Annotated in this window: 1 rRNA gene; it reads right to left on the bottom strand. The window is 53.3% G+C overall.

What is annotated here, in order from left to right:
* Positions 1 to 1,010, bottom strand: a 23S ribosomal RNA gene (locus C6W88_RS21150); the annotation flags it as partial.

The following is a 1,010-nucleotide window of genomic DNA, read 5'->3' as shown; positions in this document are numbered from 1 at the left end:
GCACTCGTGATACCTCCAGCATGCTTCTCAACACACCTTCATCGGCTTACACGACGCTCCTCTACCGCTCGCCATTCGGCGAACCCGTAGCTTCGGTACCTGGTTTGAGCCCCGTTACATCTTCCGCGCAGGCCGACTCGACTAGTGAGCTATTACGCTTTCTTTAAAGGATGGCTGCTTCTAAGCCAACCTCCTAGCTGTCTAAGCCTTCCCACATCGTTTCCCACTTAACCAGGATTTCGGGACCTTAGCTGACGGTCTGGGTTGTTTCCCTTTTCACAACGGACGTTAGCACCCGCTGTGTGTCTCCCACGCTTGCACTCACCGGTATTCGGAGTTTGCCTCGGGTTGGTAAGTCGGGATGACCCCCTAGCCGAAACAGTGCTCTACCCCCGGCGGTGATACGTGAGGCGCTACCTAAATAGCTTTCGAGGAGAACCAGCTATCTCCGGGCTTGATTAGCCTTTCACTCCGATCCACAAGTCATCCAAATCTTTTTCAACAGATCCTGGTTCGGTCCTCCAGTTGATGTTACTCAACCTTCAACCTGCTCATGGATAGATCGCCCGGTTTCGGGTCTATTTCCAGCGACTGGTCGCCCAGTTAAGACTCGATTTCTCTACGCCTCCCCTATACGGTTAAGCTCGCCACTGAAAATAAGTCGCTGACCCATTATACAAAAGGTACGCGGTCACCAAACAAGTTGGCTCCCACTGCTTGTACGCATACGGTTTCAGGATCTATTTCACTCCCCTCTCCGGGGTTCTTTTCGCCTTTCCCTCACGGTACTGGTTCACTATCGGTCAGTCAGGAGTATTTAGCCTTGGAGGATGGTCCCCCCGTCTTCAGTCAAGGTTTCACGTGCCTCGACCTACTCGATTTCACAACACTCAGGTTTCGGTTACGGGGCTATCACCCACTATGGCCAGACTTCCCAGTCTGCTCACCTACCAGTTGTGTTGCTTAAGGGCTGGTCCCCGTTCGCTCGCCGCTACTAGGGGAATCTCGGT

It is taken from the genome of Halomonas litopenaei (assembly GCF_003045775.1).
Classification (GTDB): Bacteria; Pseudomonadota; Gammaproteobacteria; order Pseudomonadales; family Halomonadaceae; genus Halomonas; species Halomonas litopenaei.
Note: the sequence above shows the minus strand (reverse complement) of the source record. Positions and strands in the feature narration are given on the sequence as shown.